The sequence below is a fragment of the Pseudomonas sp. TE31087 genome (assembly GCF_057284075.1).
The window spans coordinates 4,839,977-4,862,312 of record NZ_JBXVNN010000001.1 but is presented as its reverse complement, the minus strand read 5'-3'; the positions used below and the strand labels follow the sequence as shown (position 1 = coordinate 4,862,312).

Here is a 22,336-nt window from a genome sequence, read left to right as displayed (position 1 = left end):
TCAGAACGGAATATCGTCGTCGAAGCTGTCGAAGTCAGCGGCTGGCTGCGGAGCCGGCTGTTGCGGCGCCGGGCGCTGTGGCGCCTGCTGCGGACGCGGAGCTTGCTGGCGCGGAGCCTGGTTGTACTGCTGCTGGCCACCCTGGTTGTAGTTGTTACCACCACCCTGGTTGTATTGGTCGCCACCACCCTGCTGACCCTGAGGACGCCCGCCGAGCAGCTGCATGGTGCCGTTGATGTCGACGATGATCTCGGTGGTGTAGCGCTTGATACCGTCCTTTTCCCACTCGCGGGTCTGCAGCTTGCCTTCGATGTAGCACTGCGAACCCTTGCGCAGGTACTCGCCGGCAATCTCGGCAACCTTGCCGAACAGCGACACACGGTGCCACTCTGTACGCTCGACCTTCTGGCCCGACTGCTTGTCGGTCCACTGCTCGCTGGTGGCCAGGCTCAGGTTGGTCACGGCGTTACCGTTGGGCAGGTAGCGGACTTCGGGATCCTGACCGCAGGTACCGACCAGAATGACTTTGTTAACCCCACGGGCCATAACGTTCTCCTAGGCTTCGCACGCCGCAGAGGCTGGGTTCACCAGACGCTCGAGGGTCGCACGGTCCAAAATTTTCGTATCCAGTTTGATATAGATGGCGGCTTCTTCTGCCACCACCACGGCGTCGGTCACACCCGGCACGGCCATCAGGCGCTCGGTCAGCCCGGCTTCCCGGACCGCTTCAGGCGTCAGCGGCATGCGCAGGCTGGTCACGTACGGCGGCTCATTCATGCGCAACGCAGTGAGCAACCACAGGACGCACAATACGGCACATCCCAGGAACACCATGCTCAAGCCACCGTGCTGGAACAACCAGCCACCGAGGATGCCTCCCAGCGCGGCGCCGAGGAACTGGCTGGTGGAGTACACCCCCATCGCCGTCCCCTTGCCACCGGCAGGTGACACCTTGCTGACCAGCGAAGGCAAGGATGCCTCCAGCAGGTTGAATGCAGTAAAGAATACCACGGTGCCGATCACCAGTCCGCGCAAGTTGTCAGCCCACTGCCAGAAGAACACCTCCACCAGCAGCAGGACACTGACCGCGCCGAGCAACACGCGTTTCATCTTGCGCTTCTTTTCCCCATAGATGATGAAGGGGATCATTGCAAAAAATGAAACCAGCAACGCGGTCAGGTACACCCACCAGTGCTCCTCCTTGGGCAGCCCGCCGCGCTCGACGAAGGCCAGGGGCAGCGCCACGAAGCTGGCCATCAGGATCGCGTGCAGCACGAAGATGCTGATATCCAGGCGCAGAAGGTCCGGATTGCGCAGGGTCGGACCTAGAGCCTGACGGGCGACACCGGACTCGCGATGGGTCAACACATTGTGCGAATTGGGCACGACGAAGGCGATCAGGCCGATGCCGACCAGGGCAAGTCCTGCGGTGGCAAGGAACAATCCTGACAAGCCAAAGGCGCGGGTCAACAGCGGGCCGACCACCATCGCCACCGCGAACGACAGGCCGATGCTCATGCCGATCATGGCCATGGCCTTGGTCCGGTGCTGCTCGCGGGTCAGGTCGGAGAGCAACGCCATCACCGCCGCGGAAATGGCCCCCGCGCCCTGCAGGATGCGCCCGGCGATCACGCCCCAGATGGAATCGGCCTGGGCCGCCAGCACGCTGCCCAGGGCGAAGATGATCAACCCCACGTAGATCACCGGACGGCGGCCGATGCGGTCGGAAATCACCCCGAACGGAATCTGCAGCACGGCCTGGGTCAGGCCGTAGGCGCCGATGGCCAGGCCGATCAGCGCAGGCGTGGCACCGGCCAGGTCCATGCCGTAGGTGGCCAGCACCGGCAGTACCATGAACATGCCCAGCATACGAAAGGCGAAGACCAGGGCCAGGCCGCTGGCGGCGCGGGTTTCGCTGCCACTCATGCGCTCGTTGTGGGTGTCGTGCATGGATTAACCTCGTGTGAACCGGCGGCGATTCTATCAGTCCGACGCCTTGGCGGCATATACGCGACGCTTTGCCGCGTCATGGCAGCGCGCCGTATACTCCTTTGTTTATGCCCGCCGAGCGAGGCCGTAGTGGACAAGATCCTGATCCGTGGGGCACGTACCCACAACCTGAAGAACATTGACCTGACCCTGCCTCGGGACAAGCTGATCGTGATCACCGGCCTGTCCGGATCCGGCAAGTCCTCGCTGGCATTCGACACGCTGTATGCCGAAGGCCAACGCCGCTACGTCGAGTCGCTGTCGGCCTATGCCCGGCAGTTCCTATCGATGATGGAAAAGCCCGACGTCGACACCATCGAAGGTCTGTCGCCAGCGATCTCCATCGAGCAGAAGTCGACCTCGCACAACCCGCGCTCGACCGTCGGTACCATCACCGAGATCTACGACTACCTGCGCCTGCTCTATGCCCGCGTCGGCACCCCGCGCTGCCCGGACCACGATATCCCACTGGAGGCGCAAACGATCAGCCAGATGGTCGACCTGGTGCTGGAAAAGCCCGAAGGCAGCAAGCTGATGCTGCTGGCCCCGGTGATCCGCGAGCGCAAGGGCGAGCATCTGGCGGTGTTCGACGAGCTGCGCGCCCAGGGTTTCGTCCGCGCCCGGGTCAACGGCAAGCTCTACGAGCTCGACGAACTGCCCAAGCTGGATAAACAGAAGAAGCACAGCATCGATGTGGTGGTGGACCGCTTCAAGGTTCGCGCCGACCTGCAGCAGCGCCTGGCCGAGTCATTCGAGACCGCCCTCAAGCTGGCCGACGGCATTGCCCTGGTCGCACCGATGGACGATGAGGAAGGCGAGGAGGCGATCTTTTCCGCGCGCTTTGCCTGCCCGATCTGCGGCCATGCGATCAGCGAGCTGGAGCCCAAGCTGTTCTCCTTCAACAACCCGGCCGGTGCCTGCCCGACCTGCGACGGCCTGGGGGTGAAGCAGTTCTTCGACACCAAGCGCCTGGTCAACGCCGAGCTGACCCTGGCCGAAGGCGCGATACGTGGCTGGGACCGGCGCAACGTCTATTACTTCCAGATGCTCGGCTCACTCGCCGCGCACTACGGCTTCAGTCTCGAGGAACCGTTCGGCGAGCTGTCGGCCGAGCACCAGAAGGTCATCCTGCAGGGCAGCGGCAAGCAGAGCGTCGATTTCAAGTACCTCAACGACCGTGGCGACATCGTCAAGCGCTCGCATCCTTTCGAAGGCATCGTACCCAACCTCGAGCGCCGCTACCGCGAGACCGAATCGGCCACCGTGCGCGAGGAGCTGGCCAAGTTCCTCGGCACCCAGCCCTGCCCCGACTGCCGCGGCACCCGCCTGCGCCGCGAGGCCCGCCATGTATGGGTCGGCGAGAAGACCCTGCCGGCGGTGACCAACCTGCCGATCGGTGAAGCCAGCAACTATTTCAGCGACCTAACCCTGACCGGCCGCCGTGGCGAGATCGCGGCGAAGATCCTCAAGGAGATCTGCGAGCGCCTGCAGTTCCTGGTCAACGTCGGCCTCGATTACCTGACGCTGGACCGCAGCGCCGATACCCTGTCCGGCGGCGAGGCCCAGCGTATCCGCCTGGCCAGCCAGATCGGCGCCGGCCTGGTGGGAGTGATGTACATCCTCGATGAACCGTCCATCGGTCTTCATCAGCGGGACAACGACCGCCTGCTGGCCACCCTCAACCACCTGCGCGACCTGGGCAACACGGTGATCGTGGTAGAGCACGACGAGGACGCCATCCGCCTGGCCGACTACGTGGTGGATATCGGCCCGGGCGCTGGCGTGCATGGAGGCCAGATCGTCGCCGAGGGCTCGCCCGAGGAAGTCATGGCGCACCCCGACTCGCTGACCGGCAAATACCTGTCCGGGCGCAAGAAGATCGTCGTTCCGGCCAAGCGCACCCCGCGCAACAAGAAGCTGTCGCTCAAGCTCAAGGGCGCGCGCGGCAACAACCTGCAGAACGTCGACCTGGAAGTGCCGATCGGCCTGCTGACCTGCGTGACAGGCGTGTCCGGCTCGGGCAAGTCGACGCTGATCAACAACACCCTGTTCCCCCTCGCCGCCACCGCGCTCAACGGCGCGAGCAGCCTGGAGGCCGCGCCGCACGCCAGCGTCGATGGCCTGCAGCACCTGGACAAGGTCGTGGATATCGACCAGAGCCCGATCGGCCGCACGCCTCGGTCCAACCCGGCGACCTACACCGGCATCTTCACGCCGATCCGCGAGCTGTTCGCCGGCGTGCCGGAGTCGCGCTCCCGTGGCTACGGCCCGGGGCGCTTCTCGTTCAACGTCAAGGGCGGGCGCTGCGAGGCCTGCCAGGGTGACGGCCTGATCAAGGTGGAAATGCACTTCCTGCCGGACATCTACGTGCCCTGCGACGTGTGCAAGAGCAAGCGTTACAACCGCGAAACCCTGGAGATCAAGTACAAGGGCAAGAACATCCACGAGGTGCTGGAAATGACCATCGAGGATGCCCGCGAGTTCTTCGACGCGGTCCCGGCCCTGGCGCGCAAGCTGCAGACGCTGATGGATGTCGGCCTGTCGTACATCAAGCTGGGACAGTCGGCGACCACCCTGTCGGGTGGCGAGGCGCAGCGGGTCAAGCTGTCACGCGAGCTGTCCAAGCGCGACACCGGCAAGACCCTGTATATCCTCGACGAACCGACCACCGGCCTGCACTTCGCCGATATCCAGCAACTGCTGGACGTGCTGCACCGCCTGCGTGACCACGGCAATACCGTGGTGGTGATCGAGCACAACCTGGATGTGATCAAGACTGCCGACTGGCTGGTGGACCTGGGGCCGGAGGGCGGCTCCAAGGGTGGGCAGATCATTGCCTGCGGTACGCCGGAGGAACTGGCCGAGAAGAAGCAGTCGTATACCGGGCATTACCTGAAGCCGCTGCTGGAGCGGGATCGGGCTTAACGGCAATGGGGCTGCTTTGCAGCCCTTTCGCGACACAAGGCCGCTCCTACAGGCGATCGCATACATCCAGATACTTGCGATCGCCTGTAGGAGCGGCCTTGTGTCGCGAAAGGGGCGCAAAGCGCCCCCGCCTTTACATCTGCGACTGCAGGTAGTTCTCCAGGCCAATGGCCTTGATCAGCCCCTGCTGCTTCTCCAGCCAGTAGGTGTGATCTTCTTCAGTATCGGCCAGCTGCGCACGCAGGATATCGCGGCTGATGTAGTCCTTGTGCAGCTCGCACAGCTCGATGCCCTTGCACAGCGCGGCGCGGACCTTGTACTCGAGCTTCAGATCGGCCTCGATCATTTCCGGCACGGTGCTGCCAACGTGCAGGTCATCGGCGCGCATGTCCGGGGTGCCTTCGAGCATGAGGATACGGCGCATCAGGGCATCGGCGTGCTGCGTCTCTTCTTCCATCTCGTGGTTGATACGCTCGTAGAGCTTGCCCAAGCCCCAGTCTTCGTACATCCGCGAGTGAATGAAGTACTGATCGCGTGCTGCCAGTTCGCCCTTCAGCAACGTGACGAGGTAGTTGATTACGTCCGGGTGACCTTGCATCGCCCTGATTCTCCCTGTGAATACGTCTATGGGACATAGTGTGAACCAGGTTTTGTTCGCGGTCACTGAAAAACGCGCAATTAGAAGCAAATAATCGGCTAAACAGTAGTGATATTCATTGAAAAACCGCCCAAACGAGGGCGGTTCTTGTTATCACTTCGACTTAGGCGAGGTTCACGCCCAAGGCCTTGGCGATGCCTTCTCCGTAGGCAGGATCTGCCTTGAAGAAGTACTGCAGTTGACGCTGGACGACATCCTCGCTGACGCCAGCCATGGTACCGGCGATGTTGCCGATCAACAGCGCCTTCTGCTCATCGCTCATCAGGCGGAACAGCGCGCCGGCATGGCTGTAGTAGTCATTGTCTTCGCGGTGGTCGTAGCGGTCCGCCGAACCGTTCAGGGCCAATGCCGGTTCTGCATGGCGCGGCGACTGCTTCGGCGCGTCCGCGTAGCTGTTGGGCTCGTAGTTCGGAGCACTGCCGTAGGCGCCGGTGGCCATGGAGCCATCGCGCTGGTAGCTGTGCACCGGGCAGCGTGGTGCATTGACCGGCAAGTGCTGGTGGTTGGTGCCTACGCGGTAGCGGTGAGCATCGGCATAGGCAAACACCCGGCCCTGCAGCATGCGGTCCGGCGACAGGCCAACCCCGGGCACCATGTTGCTGGGACCAAACGCCGCCTGCTCGACTTCGGCGAAGTAGTTGAGCGGGTTGCGGTTGAGCTCCAGCACGCCGACCTCGATCAACGGGTAGTCCTTCTGCGACCAGGTCTTGGTCACGTCGAAGGGGTTCTCGTCACGGCTGGCGGCCTCGGCTTCGCTCATCACCTGGATGCACACGCTCCAACGCGGGAAGTCGCCACGCTCGATGGCCTGGAACAGGTCGCGCTGGGCGTAGTCCGGGTCGCTGCCCGCCAGGCGGGCGGCCTCGGCCGGCGCCAGGTTCTTGATACCTTGCTGGGTCTTGAAGTGCCACTTGACCCAGGTGCGCTCACCCTTGGCGTTGATCAGGCTGTAGGTGTGGCTGCCGAAACCGTGCATGTGACGGTAGCCGTCCGGGATGCCTCGATCAGAGAACAGGATGGTGACCTGGTGCAGCGCCTCGGGCGAATGCGACCAGAAGTCCCACATCATCTGCGCGTTCTTCAGGTTGCTCTGCGGGTGACGCTTCTGGGTGTGGATGAAGTCGGGGAACTTCAGCGGATCACGGATGAAGAACACCGGGGTGTTGTTGCCGACGATGTCCCAGTTGCCTTCCTCGGTGTAGAACTTCACCGCGAAACCTCGCGGGTCGCGTTCGGTGTCCGCCGAGCCGCGTTCGCCGCCCACGGTGGAGAAGCGCAGGAACGTCTCGGTCTGCTTGCCGATGCTGTCGAACAGCTTGGCACTGGTGAGTTCAGTGATATCGCGGGTGACGGTGAAGGTACCGTAGGCGCCGGAGCCCTTGGCGTGCACGCGACGCTCAGGGATGTTCTCGCGGTTGAAGTGGGCGAGCTTCTCGACCAGGTGGAAATCGTCGAGCAGCAGCGGGCCACGGGGGCCTGCGGAACGGGAATTCTGGTTGTCGGCTACGGGCGCGCCGCTTGCGGTGGTGAGAATCTTGCTCATGGGCTCTCCTGATCGGTCTTGAACTGCCGGCTAATCGGCTTGGAGAGAGTATTGTCGACCCATGTTACAAGAACAAATTCATTACCTGACTTACATCAATAGAAAATAACAATTTATAAGTCAACAAAAAACCGGGCCTAGGCCCGGTTCTTTGCAGCAGACAGAACGTCTTACTCGGCAGCTTCTACAGCACCACCGACCGGACGATCAACCAGCTCGACGTACGCCATAGGCGCGTTGTCGCCAGCGCGGAAACCGCACTTCAGGATGCGCAGGTAGCCGCCCTGACGGGTGGCGTAACGCTTGCCCAGGTCGTTGAACAGTTTGCCAACGGCGGACTTCGAACGGGTACGGTCGAAGGCCAGACGACGGTTGGCAACGCTGTCTTCCTTGGCCAGGGTGATCAGCGGCTCGGCAACGCGGCGCAGTTCCTTGGCTTTCGGCAGGGTGGTTTTGATCAGCTCGTGCTCGATCAGCGACACTGCCATGTTCTGGAACATAGCCTTGCGGTGAGAGCTGGTACGGCTCAGGTGACGTCCACTTTTACGATGACGCATGATTCATTCCTTACCAAACACTACGTTCGGTGATTACGACGATCAGGCAGTCGCCTTGTCGTCTTTCTTAAGACTTGCAGGCGGCCAGTTGTCGAGGCGCATGCCGAGGGAAAGACCACGGGAGGCCAGGACGTCCTTGATTTCAGTCAGGGACTTCTTGCCCAGGTTAGGAGTCTTCAACAGCTCTACTTCGGTACGCTGAATCAGGTCGCCGATGTAGTAGATGTTCTCCGCCTTGAGGCAGTTGGCCGAACGTACGGTCAGTTCCAGGTCGTCAACCGGGCGCAGCAGGATCGGATCGATCTCGTCTTCCTGCTCAACCACAACTGGCTCGCTGTCACCTTTGAGGTCGACGAACGCGGCCAGCTGCTGTTGCAGGATGGTCGCGGCACGACGGATAGCCTCTTCAGGATCCAGGGTACCGTTGGTTTCCAGATCGATGACCAGCTTGTCCAGGTTGGTACGCTGTTCAACACGGGCGTTCTCGACCACGTAGGCGATACGACGCACCGGGCTGAACGAAGCGTCCAGCTGGAGACGGCCAATGCTGCGGCTTTCGTCTTCGTCGGTCTGACGGGAGTCGGCCGGCTCGTAACCGCGACCACGAGCTACGGTGAGCTTCATGTTCAGGGCGCCGTTGGACGCCAGGTTCGCGATTACGTGATCGGGGTTGACGATCTCGACATCGTGATCCAGCTGAATATCGGCAGCGGTAACCACCCCCGAACCCTTTTTCGACAAGGTCAGCGTAACTTCGTCACGACCGTGCAGTTTGATAGCCAGGCCTTTCAGGTTCAACAGGATTTCAATGACGTCTTCCTGAACACCTTCGATCGCGGAGTACTCGTGGAGTACGCCGTCGATCTCGGCCTCGACTACTGCACAGCCAGGCATGGAGGACAACAGGATGCGGCGCAGCGCGTTGCCCAGGGTATGGCCGAAGCCACGCTCGAGAGGCTCGAGCGTGATCTTGGCGCGGGTTGGACTGACAACCTGCACGTCGATGTGACGGGGTGTCAGAAACTCATTTACCGAAATCTGCATGGATGCACCTATTTTCTAGCCCTTACTTGGAGTAGAGCTCGACAATCAGGTTTTCGTTGATGTCGGCGGACAGGTCGCTGCGAGCAGGAACGTTCTTGAAAACGCCCGACTTTTTAGCAGCATCCACGTCTACCCACTCAACGCGGCCACGCTGGGCGCACAGTTCAAGGGCTTGAACAATGCGCAGCTGGTTCAGCGACTTCTCGCGAACCGAGACCACGTCACCCGGACGAACTTGGTAGGATGGAATGTTCACAGTCTTACCGTTGACGCTGATCGCTTTGTGCGAAACCAGCTGACGCGACTCGGAACGAGTCGAGCCGAAGCCCATACGGTAGACGACGTTATCCAGACGGCACTCGAGCAGTTGCAGCAGGTTCTCACCGGTTGCGCCTTTTTTCGAGGCTGCAGCCTGGTAGTAACCGCGGAACTGACGCTCCAGAACACCGTAGATACGACGGACTTTTTGTTTCTCGCGCAGCTGGGTACCGTAGTCGGACTGACGGCCACGGCGCTGGCCGTGGATACCTGGGGCTGCTTCGATGTTGCACTTCGATTCCAGAGCGCGAACGCCGCTCTTCAGGAACAGGTCAGTGCCTTCACGGCGAGACAGTTTGCATTTTGGACCAATGTAACGTGCCATTTATCTGTCTCCTGATTACACGCGACGCTTCTTCGGCGGACGGCACCCGTTATGCGGGATTGGCGTCACGTCGGTGATGCTGGCGATCTTGTAGCCGCAGCTGTTCAGTGCACGAACGGCGGATTCACGACCTGGACCTGGACCCTTGACGTTGACGTCGAGGTTCTTCAGACCATATTCCAGCGCAGCTTGACCAGCACGCTCAGCAGCGATCTGGGCTGCGAACGGGGTGGATTTGCGCGAACCACGGAAACCCGAACCACCGGAAGTAGCCCAGGACAGTGCGTTGCCCTGACGGTCGGTGATGGTCACGATGGTGTTGTTGAAAGACGCATGGATGTGGGCGATGCCATCAACCACTGTCTTTTTGACTTTTTTACGAGGACGAGCAGCAGGTTTTGCCATGTCTATATTCCTGGGCGATTACTTGCGGATCGGCTTACGCGGGCCCTTACGGGTGCGTGCGTTGGTCTTGGTGCGCTGACCGCGAACCGGCAGACCTTTACGATGACGCAGGCCGCGGTAGCAACCCAGGTCCATCAAGCGCTTGATCTTCATGTTGATGTCACGACGCAGGTCACCTTCGGTGGTGAACTTCGCAACTTCGCCACGCAGGGTTTCGATTTGCTCGTCGCTCAGATCCTTGATCTTTGCGGCTGGATTCACACCAGCGTCCGCACAGATTTTCTGCGCGGTAGTGCGACCGACACCATAGATGTAGGTCAGCGAGATAACAGTATGCTTGTTATCTGGAATGTTGACGCCTGCAATACGGGCCATTCAGTGGGACTCCAATTGACAGCTACCTACGCCCCGGAAGCCAAGAAATAGGGCGCGAGATAATATCGCTGTAGAAACGAATAATCAACCCAGCAGCACACTAGCTGCTGGGTTTGAAGCGCGGATCACACTCAGCCTTGGCGCTGCTTGTGACGCGGTTCCGCGCTGCAGATCACGCGCACGACGCCTTCGCGTCGAATGATCTTGCAGTTGCGGCACAGCTTTTTCACCGATGCACGAACTTTCATTACCGACTCCTCGAACCTTAGGGGGCTAAATCAGCGCAGCAGACCGCTGCCGCCGTAGCCTTTCAGGTTGGCTTTCTTCATCAGGGATTCGTACTGGTGCGAAACGAGGTGCGATTGTACTTGGGACATGAAGTCCATCACAACCACTACCACAATCAGCAACGAGGTCCCGCCAAGGTAGAACGGCACGTTTGCTGCCACCACCAGGAACTGGGGCAGAAGGCAGACGGCCATCATGTAAAGAGCACCGAACATGGTCAGACGGGTCAGGACGCCATCAATGTAGCGCGCCGACTGCTCACCAGGACGGATGCCCGGAATAAAGGCACCGGACTTCTTCAGGTTTTCCGCTACGTCTTTCGGGTTGAACATCAACGCTGTGTAGAAGAAGCAGAAGAAAATGATCCCTGCACTAAACAGCAAAATGTTCAACGGCTGACCAGGAGCGATCGACTGCGAGATGTCCTGCAGCCAGCCCATACCTTCGGACTGACCGAACCAGGCACCCAGCGAAGCCGGGAACAGCAAGATGCTGCTCGCGAAAATGGCCGGAATTACGCCCGCCATGTTCACCTTCAGCGGCAGGTGGCTGGTCTGCGCAGCGAAGACCTTGCGGCCCTGCTGACGCTTGGCGTAGTGAACGGCGATACGACGCTGACCACGCTCAATGAACACCACGAAACCGATAATCGCTACTGCCAGCAAACCGATTGCGACCAGGGCGAAGATGTTGATATCGCCTGTGCGTGCAGACTCGAAAGACTGCCCGATTGCTCTCGGAAGACCGGCAACGATACCCGCGAAGATCAACATCGAGATACCGTTGCCCACACCGCGCTCGGTAATCTGCTCGCCGAGCCACATCATGAACATCGCGCCCGCCACGAAGGTGGAGACAGCGACGACATGGAAGCCCAGGCCCGCAGAAAACGCCACGCCCTGGTTGGCCAGGCCAATGGACATGCCAATGGCTTGAACCAGCGCCAGGATAACGGTGCCGTAGCGGGTGTACTGGCTGATCTTGCGACGGCCAGCTTCACCTTCCTTCTTCAACTGCTCCAGTTGCGGGCTGACAGCGGTCATGAGCTGCATGATGATCGATGCCGAGATATACGGCATGATCCCCAGTGCAAAGATGCTCATGCGCTCCAGCGCGCCACCGGAAAACATGTTGAACAAGCTAAGAATGGTCCCCTCATTCTGCCGGAACAGATCCGCGAGACGGTCCGGGTTAATGCCTGGCACTGGGATGTGCGCGCCAATCCGATAGACGATGATCGCCATGAACAGAAAACGCAGACGAGCCCAGAGTTCCGACATCCCGCCCTTACCGAGCGAAGAGAGAGCACCTTGCTTAGCCATTTATTCCTCGAACTTGCCGCCAGCTGCTTCGATAGCCGCACGTGCACCTTTGGTGACGGCGATACCCTTGAGGGTGACTGCGCGAGTGACTTCGCCCGACAGCATGATTTTCACGCGCTGTACGTGCTGGCCGATCACGTTGGCGTCCTTGAGGGACTGAACGGTGATCAGATCGCCTTCCACCTTGGCCAGCTCGGACAGACGCACTTCTGCGCGGTCCATGGCTTTCAGGGAAACGAAGCCGAACTTCGGCAGGCGACGGTGCAGCGGCTGTTGACCGCCTTCGAAGCCTGGAGCGATGGAGCCACCGGAACGGGAGGTCTGACCCTTGTGGCCACGGCCACCGGTCTTACCCAGACCGCTACCGATACCACGGCCCGGACGGTGCTTCTCGCGACGGGAACCCGGCGCTGGACTCAGATCATTGAGTTTCATCGATTAACCCTCGACCTTCAGCATGTAGTAGGCCTTGTTGATCATCCCGCGGTTTTCGGGAGTATCCTGGACTTCTACAGTGTGACCGATGCGACGCAGACCCAGACCCTTGACGCACAGCTTGTGGTTAGGGATACGGCCCGAGACGCTCTTGATCAGCGTTACTTTTACGGTTGCCATGATCAGAAGATCTCCTCGACAGTCTTGCCGCGCTTGGCAGCAATGGACTCAGGGGATTGCATGGCTTTCAGACCCTTGAAGGTGGCGTGAACCACGTTCACCGGGTTGGTCGAACCGTAGCACTTGGCCAGGACGTTCTGAACGCCAGCAACTTCCAGGACGGCACGCATTGCGCCACCGGCGATGATACCGGTACCTTCCGAGGCAGGCTGCATGTAGACCTTCGAGGCGCCGTGGGCGGCCTTGGTGGCGTACTGCAGGGTGGTGCCCTTCAGGTCAACCTGAATCATGTTGCGACGAGCAGCTTCCATGGCTTTCTGGATCGCGGCAGGTACTTCGCGCGATTTGCCACGGCCAAAGCCAACACGACCCTTGCCATCACCTACCACGGTCAGCGCGGTGAAGGTGAAGATACGGCCGCCTTTAACGGTTTTGGCTACGCGGTTAACTTGAACCAGCTTCTCGATGTAGCCTTCGTCGCGCTTTTGATCGTTATTTGCCATAACTTAGAACTCCAGCCCGCCTTCACGAGCAGCATCAGCCAGCGCCTTGACGCGGCCGTGGTACTTGAAGCCGGAACGGTCAAAGGCAACTTGAGATACACCGGCGGCTTTCGCACGCTCAGCTACCAGCTTGCCAACCTTAGTGGCCGCGTCGATGTTGCCGGTGGCGCCATCACGCAGTTCTTTGTCCAAGGTCGAGGCGCTTGCCAGAACCTTGCTGCCGTCGGCCGAGATGACCTGGGCATAGATGTGCTGCGAGGAGCGGAACACGCACAGACGCACGGCTTCGAGCTCGTGCATTTTCAGGCGTGCTTTGCGAGCGCGACGCAGTCGAATAACTTTTTTGTCGGTCATTTGCTAGGCCCTACTTCTTCTTGGCTTCTTTACGACGGACTACTTCATCCGCGTAACGCACACCCTTGCCCTTGTAAGGCTCTGGCGGACGGAAACCGCGGACTTCAGCGGCCACCTGACCCACCAGCTGCTTGTCGATACCCTTGATCAGGATGTCGGTCTGGCTTGGGGTTTCAGCGGTGATACCGGCTGGCAGTTCGTAATCCACTGGGTGCGAGAAGCCCAGAGCCAGGTTCAGGACGGTGCCTTTAGCCTGAGCCTTGTAACCAACACCGACCAGCTGGAGCTTGCGCTCGAAGCCTTGGCTTACGCCTTGGACCATGTTGTTCACCAGGGCGCGGGTAGTACCGGCCATGGCGCGAGCTTGCTGGTCACCGTTGCGAGCAACGAAACGCAGCTCACCAGCTTCTTCGGTAACTTCAACAGACGAGTGAACGTTCAGTTCGAGAGTGCCCTTGGCACCCTTCACCGAAAGCTGCTGGCCGGCGAATTTGACTTCGACGCCTGCTGGCAGCTTAACGGGGTTCTTAGCGACGCGAGACATGCCTATCTCCCCTTAGAACACTGTGCACAGAACTTCGCCGCCGACACCGGCAGCGCGCGCAGCGCGGTCAGTCATCACACCTTTGTTGGTGGAGACGATAGACACGCCCAGGCCGCCACGTACTTTCGGCAGCTCGGTAACGGCCTTGTACTGGCGCAGGCCAGGACGGCTGGTACGCTTCAGCTCTTCGATGACCGGACGGCCTTCGAAGTACTTCAGCTCGATCGACAGGGAAGGCTTGGCTTCGCCGGTCACTTCGTAGCTGGCGATGTAGCCTTCGTCTTTCAGTACTTTGGCAACCGCGACCTTCAGGGTGGAAGAAGGCATGCTTACGACAGACTTTTCAGCCATCTGGGCATTACGGATGCGAGTTAGCATGTCCGCTAACGGGTCCTGCATACTCATGGGCTAGATGCTCCTGATACAAGAATTATTAGCCTTGCGGCTATCACAACCACCCGAGCAGGCAGGGCAAAAAACCCAGGCTCAGGTGAGCCGGTCATTCTAGACACAAGGCAGAAACGAAACAAGCCCCATATAGGGGCTTGTTTCGTTGCGAGGTCACCGACGGTCGGAAGATTGCTCCCCTCGCGCCGGCGTCACGCCAACCGGGATTACCAGCTGGCCTTGACCAGACCTGGCACGTCACCGCGCATGGCGGCTTCGCGCAGCTTGTTACGGCCCAGGCCGAACTTACGGTATACACCGTGCGGACGACCGGTCAGGCGGCAACGGTTACGCAGGCGCGAGGCGCTGGCGTCACGTGGTTGCTTCTGCAGAGCGACAACGGCAGCGAAACGCTCTTCTGGAGAGGCGTTCAGGTTGACGATGGTCGCTTTCAGCTCAGCGCGCTTTTTAGCGAACTTGGCTACCGTGAGCTGACGCTTCAGCTCGCGGTTTTTCATGCTCTTCTTGGCCATTTTCCTACTCCAATCAGTTGCGGAACGGGAACTTGAAAGCACGCAGCAGAGCGCGGCCTTCGTCGTCCGAACGAGCAGTGGTGGTCAGGGTGATGTCCAAACCGCGCAGAGCATCGATCTTGTCGTAGTCGATTTCCGGGAAGATGATCTGCTCTTTCACGCCCATGCTGTAGTTGCCACGGCCATCGAAGGACTTGGCATTCAGGCCGCGGAAGTCGCGAACCCGAGGCAGGGAGATCGCCAGCAGGCGGTCCAGGAATTCGTACATCTTGTCGCTACGCAGGGTCACCTTGACGCCGATCGGCCAGCCTTCACGGACTTTGAAGCCCGCGATGGATTTACGAGCGAAAGTCACGACCGGCTTTTGACCGGTGATCTTTTCCAGGTCGGCAACAGCGTGCTCGATGACTTTCTTGTCGCCGATCGCTTCGCCCAGCCCCATGTTCAGGGTGATTTTGGTAACGCGCGGAACTTCCATCACGTTCGACAGCTTAAGTTCTTCCTTAAGCTTAGGAGCGATTTCGTTCCGGTAAATCTCTTTCAGTCGTGCCATGGTCTTCTACCTAGCAGTGTTCAAGCATCAACCGCTTTTTGGGTCGACTTGAAGACACGAATTTTCTTACCGTCTTCTACTTTGAAACCAACGCGGTCAGCCTTGTTGGTTTCGCCGTTGAAGATGGCAACGTTGGAAGCGTGCAGAGGCGCTTCTTTCTCGACGATACCGCCCTGGACGCCCGCCATCGGGTTAGGCTTGGTATGACGCTTGACCAGGTTCACACCACCGATGACCAGGCGGTCATCAGCCAGAACCTTCAGCACCTTACCGCGCTTACCTTTGTCTTTGCCGGCGATCACGATGATCTCGTCGTCACGACGAATCTTTTGCATGTCGGATCTCCTTAGAGCACTTCTGGGGCGAGCGAGACGATCTTCATGAACTTCTCGGTACGAAGTTCACGGGTCACTGGCCCGAAGATGCGAGTGCCGATCGGCTCTTGCTTGGTGTTCAGCAGAACAGCAGCGTTGCCGTCGAAACGAATGATGGAACCGTCAGCGCGACGTACACCGTGACGGGTACGGACGACAACAGCGGTCATCACCTGGCCTTTTTTGACCTTGCCGCGCGGAATTGCTTCCTTGACGGTTACTTTGATGATGTCACCGATGCCGGCGTAACGACGGTGGGAACCGCCGAGCACCTTGATGCACATGACGCGACGAGCGCCGCTGTTATCGGCCACATCGAGCATGGATTGAGTCTGAATCATAAAATTTCTCCGACCCCTAGCCCTTAGACTTCAACAGCGCGTTCGAGGACTTCAACCAGTGCCCAGGACTTAGTCTTGGCCAGCGGACGGGTTTCGCGGATGGAAACCTTGTCGCCGATCTTGCACTGGTTGGCTTCGTCGTGCGCGTGCAGCTTAGTCGAACGCTTAACGTATTTACCGTAGATCGGGTGCTTTACGCGACGCTCGATCAGAACGGTGATGGTCTTGTCCATTTTGTCGCTGACGACACGGCCAGTCAGCGTACGGACGGTTTTTTCAGCTTCAGCCATGATCACTTACCTGCCTGCTGGTTGAGCACAGTTTTCACGCGAGCGATGTCACGCTTAACTTGCGAGAGCAGGTGCGACTGCCCCAACTGGCCAGTTGCTTTCTGCATGCGCAGATTGAACTGGTCGCGCAGCAAGCCGAGCAGTTGCTCATTCAGTTGCTGTGCGGATTTTTCACGAAGTTCATTCGCTTTCATCACATCACCGTCCGCTTAACAAAGGAGGTGGCGAGAGGCAGCTTTGCAGCGGCCAGGGCGAAAGCTTCGCGCGCCAGCTCTTCAGAAACACCCTCGATTTCGTACAGGACTTTGCCTGGCTGAATCTGGGCAACCCAGTATTCCACGGAACCTTTACCTTTACCCATACGAACCTCGAGAGGCTTCTTGGTAACCGGCTTGTCCGGGAAGACACGGATCCAGATCTTGCCGCCACGTTTTACGTGACGGGTCAGGGCACGACGTGCCGACTCGATCTGGCGGGCGGTGAGGCGACCGCGAGCAACAGCTTTCAGAGCGAACTCGCCGAAGCTGACCTTGCTACCGCGCAGTGCCAGACCACGGTTGTGGCCGGTCATCTGCTTGCGGAATTTTGTACGCTTTGGTTGCAACATTTGGCGTACCCCTTACTTAGCAGCTTTTTTACGAGGCGCTGGTGCTTGAGGCTTCAGCTCTTCCTGGCGACCACCAATTACTTCGCCTTTGAAGATCCAAACCTTCACACCGATCACACCGTAGGTGGTGTGAGCTTCGTAGGTGTTGTAGTCGATATCGGCACGCAGGGTGTGCAGAGGCACACGACCTTCGCGATACCACTCGGTACGTGCGATCTCGGCACCGCCGAGACGACCGCTCACCTGGATCTTGATGCCCTTGGCACCAATACGCATGGCGTTCTGCACGGCGCGCTTCATGGCGCGACGGAACATAACGCGGCGCTCCAGCTGCTGGGCAACGCTCTGAGCAACCAGCATGGCGTCGAGTTCCGGCTTGCGGATCTCTTCGATGTTGATGTGCACAGGCACACCCATCTGCTTGGTCAGGTCCTGACGCAGTTTCTCAACATCTTCACCTTTCTTGCCGATAACGATACCGGGACGAGCGGTGTGGATGGTGATGCGTGCAGTTTGAGCCGGGCGATGAATATCGATACGGCTTACGGACGCGCTTTTTAGTTTGTCTTGGAGGTACTCACGCGTTTTCAGATCCTTCAACAGGTAATCTGCGTAAGTAGCGCCGTCTGCATACCAGACGGAGGTGTGATCCTTGACGATTCCCAGGCGAATGCCAGTGGGATGTACTTTCTGACCCATCTGATCGACTCCGTTACTTGTCCGCAACCTTGACAGTGATATGGCAAGACCGCTTGACGATGCGATCAGCACGGCCTTTGGCACGTGGCATGATGCGCTTCAGCGAACGCCCTTCGTTGACGAAGACGGTGGAGACCTTCAGGTCATCAACGTCTGCGCCTTCGTTGTGTTCGGCGTTGGCAACGGCCGACTCGAGGACTTTCTTCATGATTTCAGCGGCTTTTTTGCTGCTGAAGGCCAACAGGTTGAGCGCTTCGCCCACCTTCTTCCCGCGGATCTGGTCGGCGACCAAGCGGGCTTTCTGGGCGGAGATGCGAGCGCCCGACAACTTAGCGGCTACTTCCATTTCCTTACCCCTTAACGCTTGGCTTTCTTGTCAGCCACGTGCCCGCGGTAGGTGCGGGTACCGGCGAACTCGCCCAGTTTGTGGCCGACCATGTCTTCGTTCACGAGAACTGGGACATGTTGACGACCGTTGTGTACGGCGATGGTCAGACCGACCATTTGTGGCAGGATCATCGAACGACGCGACCAGGTTTTAACTGGCTTGCGATCATTCTTCTCCACCGCCACTTCGACCTTCTTCAGCAGGTGAAGATCGATAAAAGGACCTTTTTTCAGAGAACGTGGCACTGTCGTATCCCTCTAGTTACTTGCGACGACGGACGATCATGTTGTCGGTACGCTTATTACCACGGGTTTTAGCACCCTTGGTTGGGAAGCCCCATGGCGATACCGGATGACGACCACCGGAGGTACGACCTTCACCACCACCATGCGGGTGGTCAACCGGGTTCATGGCAACACCACGAACGGTTGGGCGAACGCCGCGCCAGCGTTTGGCACCAGCTTTACCCAGCGAACGCAGGCTGTGCTCGGAGTTCGAGACTTCGCCCAGGGTCGCACGGCACTCAGCCAGTACTTTACGCATTTCGCCAGAGCGAAGACGCAGAGTCACGTAGACGCCTTCACGCGCGATCAGCTGAGCGGAAGCACCAGCGGAACGAGCGATCTGAGCACCTTTACCCGGCTTCAGTTCGATGCCGTGAATGGTGCTACCTACTGGGATGTTGCGCAGTTGCAGGGAGTTACCGGCCTTGATTGGGGCCAGGGCACCTGCGATCAGCTGGTCGCCAGCACTCACGCCTTTAGGGGCGATGATGTAGCGACGCTCGCCGTCTGCGTAGCACAGCAGGGCGATGTGAGCAGTACGGTTCGGATCGTATTCGATACGCTCGACAGTGGCTGGAATGCCATCTTTATCGTTGCGACGGAAGTCGACCAGACGGTAATGCTGCTTATGACCACCACCAACGTGACGAGTGGTGATGCGGCCATTGTTGTTACGACCACCAGACTTCGATTTTTTCTCGAGCAGCGGTGCGTGAGGAGCGCCTTTGTGCAGCTCCTTGTTGACCACCTTGACCACAAAACGGCGGCCAGGGGAAGTCGGTTTGCATTTAACGATTGCCATGATGCACCCCTTCCTTACTCAGCACTGCTGCTGAAATCGAGATCTTGGCCTGGCTGAAGGGAGACGATCGCCTTCTTCCAGTCATTACGCTTGCCCAGACCACGTGCGGTACGCTTGGTTTTACCCAGAACGTTGACAGTCGACACGTTTTCAACTTTTACGTTGAACAGGCCTTCGACAGCTTTCTTGATTTCCAGCTTGGTCGCATCGGTAGCAACCTTGAATACGAACTGGCCTTTTTTCTCAGCCAGAACGGTAGCCTTCTCGGAAACGTGCGGGCCAAGGAGGACTTTGAATACGCGTTCCTGGTTCATCCCAGCAGCTCCTCGAATTTCTTCACGGCCGAGACAGTGATCAACACTTTCTCGTATGCGATCAGACTGACCGGGTCGGAACCTTGAACGTCACGTACGTCGACGTGCGGCAGGTTGCGAGCAGCCAGGTACAGGTTCTGATCAACAGCGTCGGAAACGATCAGAACGTCGCTCAGACCCATGCCGTTCAGCTTGTTCAGCAGATCCTTGGTTTTCGGTGCTTCGACAGCGAAGTCCTGAACCACGACCAGACGGTCGCTACGCACCAGCTCAGCGAGGATGGAGCGCAGGGCTGCGCGGTACATCTTCTTGTTGAGCTTCTGCGAGTGATCTTGAGGACGAGCTGCGAAGGTTACACCACCGCCACGCCAGATCGGACCACGGGTAGTACCGGCACGAGCACGGCCAGTACCTTTCTGACGCCATGGGCGCTTACCGCCACCGGCCACGTCAGAACGGGTCTTCTGCTGCTTGGTGCCCTGACGACCGCCAGCCATGTAGGCTACGACTGCCTGGTGAACCAGCGTCTCGTTGAATTCGCCACCGAAAGTCAGTTCGGAAACTTCGATCGCCTGAGCGTCATTTACATTAAGTTGCATGTCAGTTTCCCCTTACCCGCGAGCCTTGACAGCCGGACGCACGACCACGTCGCCGCCAGTAGCGCCTGGAACGGCACCCTTGATCAGCAGCAGGTTGCGTTCAGCGTCTACGCGTACTACTTCCAGGGACTGAACAGTCACGCGCTCGGCGCCCATGTGACCGGACATTTTCTTGCCCTTGAATACACGACCAGGAGTCTGGCACTGGCCGATGGAGCCAGGGACACGGTGCGATACGGAGTTACCGTGGGTGTTATCTTGACCACGGAAGTTCCAACGCTTGATGGTACCGGCGAAGCCTTTACCTTTGGACTGACCGGTTACGTCTACCAGCTGGCCTGCAGTGAAGAGTTCAGCTTTGATCAGATCGCCAGCCTGGAAATCGCCTTCTTCAAGACGGAACTCCCAGACACCGCGACCAGCGGCAACGTTGGCCTTGGCAAAGTGGCCTGCCTGAGCGGCGGTCACGCGCGAAGCACGACGCTCGCCGACAGTGACTTGCACTGCACGGTAGCCATCAGTTTCTTCGGTTTTGAACTGGGTGACGCGATTCGGCTCGATCTCAATGACCGTGACCGGAATGGAGACACCTTCTTCGGTGAAAATACGGGTCATACCCGCTTTTCGACCGACTACACCAATAGTCATGTTGTAAACCTCATGAGTGTACGGGGCTTTCACCCGCTATGGCCGCCCATTTCAGAGCGTTACACGACCAGACCGAAGTCTTAGCCGAGGCTGATCTGCACTTCCACGCCGGCCGCCAGATCAAGCTTCATCAGCGCGTCAACGGTTTTATCCGTTGGCTGGACGATGTCCAGAACACGCTTATGAGTGCGAATCTCGTACTGGTCACGCGCGTCTTTGTTGACGTGCGGGGAGACCAGAACGGTGAAACGCTCTTTGCGGGTAGGCAGTGGAATTGGACCACGCACTTGTGCACCAGTACGTTTCGCGGTTTCCACGATTTCCTGGGTGGATTGGTCGATCAGGCGATGGTCGAAAGCCTTCAACCTGATACGGATTTGCTGATTTTGCATTGGATTTCAGACTCCAGGCTGTTCCCAACGGACGCACTACGCCCGCTAAAAGGAGGCGTGATTCTATAGACGCCCCAATTTAGTGTCAACCCAATAAAAAAAACCCCCGCTGAGCGGGGGTTTTTTCAATCGGTCGAGTGATTACTCGATGATTTTGGCTACGACGCCGGCGCCGACGGTACGACCGCCTTCACGGATGGCGAAGCGCAGACCGTCTTCCATCGCGATGGTCTTGATCAGGGTGACAGTCATCTGGATGTTGTCACCTGGCATTACCATCTCAACGCCTTCCGGCAGTTCGCAGTTACCGGTCACGTCAGTGGTACGGAAGTAGAACTGAGGACGGTAGCCTTTGAAGAACGGAGTGTGACGGCCGCCTTCTTCCTTCGACAGGACGTAGACTTCTGCGGTGAACTTGGTGTGCGGCTTGACCGAACCTGGCTTGACCAGAACCTGGCCACGCTCAACGTCGTCACGCTTGGTACCACGCAGCAGAACGCCGCAGTTCTCGCCAGCACGACCTTCGTCCAGCAGCTTGCGGAACATCTCAACACCGGTGCAGGTGGTGGTGGTGGTGTCACGCAGACCAACGATTTCCAGCGGATCCTGAACGCGGACGATACCACGCTCGATACGACCGGTAACAACGGTACCACGACCCGAGATCGAGAATACGTCTTCGATCGGCATCAGGAACGGCTGGTCGATGGCACGAACTGGCTCAGGAATGTAGCTGTCCAGAGTCTCTACCAGCTTCTTGACAGCGGTAGTGCCCATTTCGTTGTCGTCTTTGCCTTCCAGGGCCATACGAGCGGAACCGATGATGATCGGAGTGTCGTCGCCTGGGAAGTCGTAGGTGGACAGCAGGTCGCGAACTTCCATCTCGACCAGTTCCAGCAGCTCGGCGTCGTCTACCAGGTCAGCCTTGTTCAGGAAGACCACGATGTACGGAACGCCAACCTGACGGGACAGCAGGATGTGCTCACGGGTTTGTGGCATCGGACCATCGGCGGCCGAGCAAACCAGGATCGCGCCGTCCATCTGGGCAGCACCGGTGATCATGTTCTTCACGTAGTCAGCGTGACCTGGGCAGTCAACGTGAGCGTAGTGACGAATGGTCGAGTTGTACTCAACGTGAGCGGTGTTGATGGTAATACCGCGCGCTTTTTCTTCCGGAGCCGAGTCGATCTTGTCGAACTCAACGATTGCCGAACCGAAAACTTCGGAGCAAACGCGAGTCAGAGCTGCGGTCAGAGTGGTCTTACCGTGGTCAACGTGGCCGATGGTGCCAACGTTAACGTGCGGAAGGGAACGATCAAATTTTTCTTTAGCCACGACAGTGAACCTCTTGCCTAAAGGG

General features: G+C 58.9%; 34 protein-coding genes. 1 reads left to right on the top strand and 33 read right to left on the bottom strand.

The annotated features are described in order from the left end of the window. Both ACZ899_RS21960 and ACZ899_RS21955 read right to left on the bottom strand, forming a co-directional pair. Positions 1-546: a single-stranded DNA-binding protein gene (locus ACZ899_RS21960; RefSeq protein ID WP_028690243.1), complete on the bottom strand. Its 546-nt coding sequence runs from the start codon at positions 544-546 to the stop codon at positions 1-3. A 9-nt stretch (positions 547-555) separates the two neighbouring features. Beyond that, the gene (locus tag ACZ899_RS21955) at positions 556-1,950 is read right to left on the bottom strand and encodes an MFS transporter (RefSeq protein WP_203650012.1); all 1,395 of its coding nucleotides are present in this window, start codon (positions 1,948-1,950) and stop codon (positions 556-558) included. Positions 1,951-2,079: 129 nt separating this feature from the next. Here ACZ899_RS21955 and uvrA point away from each other — a divergent pair, with 129 nt between their 5' ends. Continuing rightward, positions 2,080-4,914, top strand: coding sequence for an excinuclease ABC subunit UvrA (uvrA, locus tag ACZ899_RS21950; RefSeq protein WP_232857404.1), 2,835 nt, complete (start codon positions 2,080-2,082; stop codon positions 4,912-4,914). 133 nt (positions 4,915-5,047) lie between these two features. Here uvrA and bfr read toward each other — a convergent pair whose 3' ends face one another. The 31 genes from bfr to tuf form a co-directional block, all read right to left on the bottom strand. Continuing rightward, the gene (bfr, locus tag ACZ899_RS21945) at positions 5,048-5,512 is read right to left on the bottom strand and encodes a bacterioferritin (protein WP_050703558.1); all 465 of its coding nucleotides are present in this window, start codon (positions 5,510-5,512) and stop codon (positions 5,048-5,050) included. A 163-nt stretch (positions 5,513-5,675) separates the two neighbouring features. After that, positions 5,676-7,115 carry a catalase gene (locus ACZ899_RS21940; protein ID WP_203650001.1) on the bottom strand — a complete coding sequence of 480 codons (1,440 nt, stop codon included), beginning with the start codon at positions 7,113-7,115 and terminating at the stop codon, positions 5,676-5,678. A 170-nt stretch (positions 7,116-7,285) separates the two neighbouring features. Continuing rightward, positions 7,286-7,672, bottom strand: coding sequence for a 50S ribosomal protein L17 (gene rplQ / locus ACZ899_RS21935; protein WP_003255451.1), 387 nt, complete (start codon positions 7,670-7,672; stop codon positions 7,286-7,288). 42 nt (positions 7,673-7,714) lie between these two features. After that, positions 7,715-8,716, bottom strand: a complete 1,002-nt coding sequence (locus ACZ899_RS21930; RefSeq protein WP_003255452.1) for a DNA-directed RNA polymerase subunit alpha — start codon at positions 8,714-8,716, stop codon at positions 7,715-7,717. Between the two features lie 22 nt (positions 8,717-8,738). Next, the gene (gene rpsD / locus ACZ899_RS21925) at positions 8,739-9,359 is read right to left on the bottom strand and encodes a 30S ribosomal protein S4 (RefSeq protein ID WP_023629185.1); all 621 of its coding nucleotides are present in this window, start codon (positions 9,357-9,359) and stop codon (positions 8,739-8,741) included. Positions 9,360-9,374: 15 nt separating this feature from the next. Next, positions 9,375-9,764, bottom strand: coding sequence for a 30S ribosomal protein S11 (rpsK, locus tag ACZ899_RS21920; RefSeq protein ID WP_003255454.1), 390 nt, complete (start codon positions 9,762-9,764; stop codon positions 9,375-9,377). A gap of 18 nt (positions 9,765-9,782) precedes the next feature. Beyond that, positions 9,783-10,139 (bottom strand): 30S ribosomal protein S13, encoded by a 357-nt coding sequence (rpsM, locus tag ACZ899_RS21915; RefSeq protein WP_003255457.1) that lies wholly within the window; start codon positions 10,137-10,139, stop codon positions 9,783-9,785. 131 nt (positions 10,140-10,270) lie between these two features. Next, the gene (gene rpmJ, locus ACZ899_RS21910; RefSeq protein WP_002555468.1) at positions 10,271-10,387 is read right to left on the bottom strand and encodes a 50S ribosomal protein L36; all 117 of its coding nucleotides are present in this window, start codon (positions 10,385-10,387) and stop codon (positions 10,271-10,273) included. Positions 10,388-10,417: 30 nt separating this feature from the next. Next, positions 10,418-11,749, bottom strand: a complete 1,332-nt coding sequence (secY, locus tag ACZ899_RS21905; protein WP_003255459.1) for a preprotein translocase subunit SecY — start codon at positions 11,747-11,749, stop codon at positions 10,418-10,420. Further along, positions 11,750-12,184 carry a 50S ribosomal protein L15 gene (rplO, locus tag ACZ899_RS21900; RefSeq protein ID WP_011531896.1) on the bottom strand — a complete coding sequence of 145 codons (435 nt, stop codon included), beginning with the start codon at positions 12,182-12,184 and terminating at the stop codon, positions 11,750-11,752. A gap of 3 nt (positions 12,185-12,187) precedes the next feature. Continuing rightward, positions 12,188-12,364 (bottom strand): 50S ribosomal protein L30, encoded by a 177-nt coding sequence (rpmD, locus tag ACZ899_RS21895; RefSeq protein WP_011531895.1) that lies wholly within the window; start codon positions 12,362-12,364, stop codon positions 12,188-12,190. A gap of 2 nt (positions 12,365-12,366) precedes the next feature. Continuing rightward, positions 12,367-12,867 carry a 30S ribosomal protein S5 gene (gene rpsE / locus ACZ899_RS21890; RefSeq protein ID WP_011531894.1) on the bottom strand — a complete coding sequence of 167 codons (501 nt, stop codon included), beginning with the start codon at positions 12,865-12,867 and terminating at the stop codon, positions 12,367-12,369. Between the two features lie 3 nt (positions 12,868-12,870). Continuing rightward, the gene (rplR, locus tag ACZ899_RS21885; protein WP_023629183.1) at positions 12,871-13,221 is read right to left on the bottom strand and encodes a 50S ribosomal protein L18; all 351 of its coding nucleotides are present in this window, start codon (positions 13,219-13,221) and stop codon (positions 12,871-12,873) included. Between the two features lie 10 nt (positions 13,222-13,231). Next, positions 13,232-13,765, bottom strand: coding sequence for a 50S ribosomal protein L6 (gene rplF, locus ACZ899_RS21880; RefSeq protein ID WP_110739044.1), 534 nt, complete (start codon positions 13,763-13,765; stop codon positions 13,232-13,234). Positions 13,766-13,777: 12 nt separating this feature from the next. Further along, entirely contained in the window at positions 13,778-14,170 is a 393-nt protein-coding gene (rpsH, locus tag ACZ899_RS21875) for a 30S ribosomal protein S8 (protein ID WP_028690236.1), read from the bottom strand. Between the two features lie 209 nt (positions 14,171-14,379). After that, a complete protein-coding gene (gene rpsN, locus ACZ899_RS21870; protein WP_011531890.1) occupies positions 14,380-14,685 on the bottom strand; it encodes a 30S ribosomal protein S14 in 306 nt (101 codons plus the stop codon). Between the two features lie 13 nt (positions 14,686-14,698). After that, entirely contained in the window at positions 14,699-15,238 is a 540-nt protein-coding gene (rplE, locus tag ACZ899_RS21865) for a 50S ribosomal protein L5 (protein WP_003255474.1), read from the bottom strand. Positions 15,239-15,258: 20 nt separating this feature from the next. Then, entirely contained in the window at positions 15,259-15,573 is a 315-nt protein-coding gene (gene rplX / locus ACZ899_RS21860) for a 50S ribosomal protein L24 (RefSeq protein ID WP_003255476.1), read from the bottom strand. Positions 15,574-15,584: 11 nt separating this feature from the next. Next, positions 15,585-15,953 (bottom strand): 50S ribosomal protein L14, encoded by a 369-nt coding sequence (gene rplN, locus ACZ899_RS21855; RefSeq protein WP_008089810.1) that lies wholly within the window; start codon positions 15,951-15,953, stop codon positions 15,585-15,587. A gap of 23 nt (positions 15,954-15,976) precedes the next feature. Beyond that, positions 15,977-16,243 carry a 30S ribosomal protein S17 gene (gene rpsQ / locus ACZ899_RS21850; protein WP_003255478.1) on the bottom strand — a complete coding sequence of 89 codons (267 nt, stop codon included), beginning with the start codon at positions 16,241-16,243 and terminating at the stop codon, positions 15,977-15,979. A 2-nt stretch (positions 16,244-16,245) separates the two neighbouring features. Next, complete coding sequence (rpmC, locus tag ACZ899_RS21845) at positions 16,246-16,437, bottom strand: 50S ribosomal protein L29 (protein WP_002555481.1); 192 nt, start codon at positions 16,435-16,437, stop codon at positions 16,246-16,248. Then, positions 16,437-16,850: a 50S ribosomal protein L16 gene (gene rplP / locus ACZ899_RS21840; protein ID WP_009397508.1), complete on the bottom strand. Its 414-nt coding sequence runs from the start codon at positions 16,848-16,850 to the stop codon at positions 16,437-16,439. The genes rpmC and rplP overlap by 1 nt, the downstream gene beginning before the upstream one ends. A 12-nt stretch (positions 16,851-16,862) precedes the next feature. Continuing rightward, positions 16,863-17,549 carry a 30S ribosomal protein S3 gene (gene rpsC / locus ACZ899_RS21835; protein ID WP_234560554.1) on the bottom strand — a complete coding sequence of 229 codons (687 nt, stop codon included), beginning with the start codon at positions 17,547-17,549 and terminating at the stop codon, positions 16,863-16,865. A gap of 13 nt (positions 17,550-17,562) precedes the next feature. After that, the gene (gene rplV / locus ACZ899_RS21830) at positions 17,563-17,895 is read right to left on the bottom strand and encodes a 50S ribosomal protein L22 (protein WP_003103908.1); all 333 of its coding nucleotides are present in this window, start codon (positions 17,893-17,895) and stop codon (positions 17,563-17,565) included. An 11-nt stretch (positions 17,896-17,906) separates the two neighbouring features. Further along, positions 17,907-18,182 carry a 30S ribosomal protein S19 gene (rpsS, locus tag ACZ899_RS21825; protein ID WP_003255482.1) on the bottom strand — a complete coding sequence of 92 codons (276 nt, stop codon included), beginning with the start codon at positions 18,180-18,182 and terminating at the stop codon, positions 17,907-17,909. A gap of 16 nt (positions 18,183-18,198) precedes the next feature. Further along, positions 18,199-19,023, bottom strand: coding sequence for a 50S ribosomal protein L2 (rplB, locus tag ACZ899_RS21820; protein ID WP_027915105.1), 825 nt, complete (start codon positions 19,021-19,023; stop codon positions 18,199-18,201). 14 nt (positions 19,024-19,037) lie between these two features. Continuing rightward, positions 19,038-19,337 carry a 50S ribosomal protein L23 gene (rplW, locus tag ACZ899_RS21815; protein ID WP_003255484.1) on the bottom strand — a complete coding sequence of 100 codons (300 nt, stop codon included), beginning with the start codon at positions 19,335-19,337 and terminating at the stop codon, positions 19,038-19,040. Next, positions 19,334-19,936, bottom strand: coding sequence for a 50S ribosomal protein L4 (rplD, locus tag ACZ899_RS21810; RefSeq protein WP_003255485.1), 603 nt, complete (start codon positions 19,934-19,936; stop codon positions 19,334-19,336). The genes rplW and rplD overlap by 4 nt, the downstream gene beginning before the upstream one ends. A gap of 12 nt (positions 19,937-19,948) precedes the next feature. Continuing rightward, the gene (rplC, locus tag ACZ899_RS21805; RefSeq protein WP_011531887.1) at positions 19,949-20,584 is read right to left on the bottom strand and encodes a 50S ribosomal protein L3; all 636 of its coding nucleotides are present in this window, start codon (positions 20,582-20,584) and stop codon (positions 19,949-19,951) included. 80 nt (positions 20,585-20,664) lie between these two features. Beyond that, positions 20,665-20,976 carry a 30S ribosomal protein S10 gene (gene rpsJ, locus ACZ899_RS21800; protein ID WP_003186070.1) on the bottom strand — a complete coding sequence of 104 codons (312 nt, stop codon included), beginning with the start codon at positions 20,974-20,976 and terminating at the stop codon, positions 20,665-20,667. A 141-nt stretch (positions 20,977-21,117) separates the two neighbouring features. Continuing rightward, entirely contained in the window at positions 21,118-22,311 is a 1,194-nt protein-coding gene (tuf, locus tag ACZ899_RS21795; protein WP_003255489.1) for an elongation factor Tu, read from the bottom strand. Positions 22,312-22,336: the final 25 nt, after the last annotated feature.